Source organism: Acinetobacter sp. TG2027, from assembly GCF_000302435.1.
Classification (GTDB): Bacteria; Pseudomonadota; Gammaproteobacteria; order Pseudomonadales; family Moraxellaceae; genus Acinetobacter; species Acinetobacter pittii.
In genome coordinates this window covers 1-1,964 of record NZ_AMJN01000050.1, presented here as the reverse complement: position 1 = coordinate 1,964, position 1,964 = coordinate 1, and the positions used below count along the sequence as shown (strand labels likewise).

The 1,964-nt window shown below is 49.6% G+C and carries 2 rRNA genes; both read right to left on the bottom strand.

Annotated features, from left to right (window positions below):
• Window positions 1-41 precede the first annotated feature (41 nt).
• Window positions 42-156 (bottom strand): 5S ribosomal RNA (rrf, locus tag B806_RS0114045).
• A 188-nt stretch (window positions 157-344) separates the two neighbouring features.
• A 23S ribosomal RNA gene (locus B806_RS0114035) occupies window positions 345-1,964 on the bottom strand; the annotation flags it as partial.

Below are 1,964 nucleotides of genomic sequence, written 5' to 3'. Positions count from 1 at the left end.
AAACACCCCCATTCATTAGAACGGGGGTGTTTAGAATAATGAGCTGGCGATGACTTACTCTCACATGGGTAACCCCACACTACCATCAGCGCTAAGAGGTTTCACTTCTGAGTTCGGGAAGGGATCAGGTGGTTCACTCTTGCTATGGTCGCCAGCACAACTGTTTATGGATACTTGCTTCGTTTTATTCACTGTGTGATACGTTGCGTTTTCCAAATCTTTACAGATGGGCTGATTGAATCTGGTTTTTCGTTGTTCATTTTAGCTAGTAGTATAACTAAATCAAGTTGCTTTGCATGTTTATGAATCGATTGATGCTTCATATACAACTGCTTGGGTGTTGTATAGTCAAGCCTCACGAGCAATTAGTATTGGTCAGCTTCACATATCACTATGCTTCCACATCCAACCTATCAACGTCCTAGTCTCGAACGGCTCTTTAGAGGAATAAATTCCTAGGGAAATCTTATCTTGAGGTAGGCTTCCCGCTTAGATGCTTTCAGCGGTTATCCCTTCCGAACATAGCTACCCGGCGATGCGACTGGCGTCACAACCGGTACACCAGAGGTTCGTCCACTCTGGTCCTCTCGTACTAGGAGCAGATCCTCTCAAATTTCCAGCGCCCACGGTAGATAGGGACCGAACTGTCTCACGACGTTCTAAACCCAGCTCGCGTACCTCTTTAAATGGCGAACAGCCATACCCTTGGGACCTGCTTCAGCCCCAGGATGAGATGAGCCGACATCGAGGTGCCAAACACCGCCGTCGATATGAACTCTTGGGCGGTATCAGCCTGTTATCCCCAGAGTACCTTTTATCCGTTGAGCGATGGCCCTTCCATACAGAACCACCGGATCACTAAGACCTACTTTCGTACCTGCTCGACTTGTGGGTCTCGCAGTTAAGCGCGCTTTTGCCTTTATACTCTACGCGTGATTTCCGACCACGCTGAGCGCACCTTCGTACTCCTCCGTTACTCTTTAGGAGGAGACCGCCCCAGTCAAACTACCCACCAGACACGGTCCTCGTCCCGGATAACGGGACAGAGTTAGAACCTCAACATTACCAGGGTGGTATTTCAAGGACGGCTCCATTGGAACTAGCGTTCCAACTTCAAAGCCTCCCACCTATCCTACACAAGTAAGGTCAAAGTTCAGTGTCAAGCTGCAGTAAAGGTTCACGGGGTCTTTCCGTCTAGCCGCGGGTACACTGCATCTTCACAGCGATTTCGATTTCACTGAGCCTCTGCTGGAGACAGCGCCGCCATCATTATGCCATTCGTGCAGGTCGGAACTTACCCGACAAGGAATTTCGCTACCTTAGGACCGTTATAGTTACGGCCGCCGTTTACTGGGGCTTCGATCAAGAGCTTCGCTTACGCTAACCCCATCAATTAACCTTCCAGCACCGGGCAGGCATCACACCCTATACGTCCACTTTCGTGTTTGCAGAGTGCTATGTTTTTAATAAACAGTTGCAGCGGCCTGGTTTCTGCGGCTGTCGTCAGCTCAGGAAGCAAGTTCCATCACCAACAACAGCGTACCTTCTCCCGAAGTTACGGTACCATTTTGCCTAGTTCCTTCAGCAGAGTTCTCTCAAGCGCCTTGGTCTACTCGACCTGACCACCTGTGTCGGTTTCGGGTACGATTCCTGTGTAACTGAAGCTTAGAGACTTTTCCTGGAAGCATGGTATCAGCCACTTCACTGTACAAGTACAGCTTGCTATCGGATCTCAGTATAGAGTACCCCGGATTTGCCTAAGATACATACCTACATCCTTCCACCTGGACAACCAACGCCAGGCTGACTTAACCTTCTCCGTCCTCTCATCGCATTACACAGAAGTATTGGAATATTAACCAATTTCCCATCGACTACGCCTTTCGGCCTCGCCTTAGGGGTCGACTCACCCAGCCCCGATTAACGTTGGACTGGAACCCTTGGTCTTTCGGCGAACGGGTTTT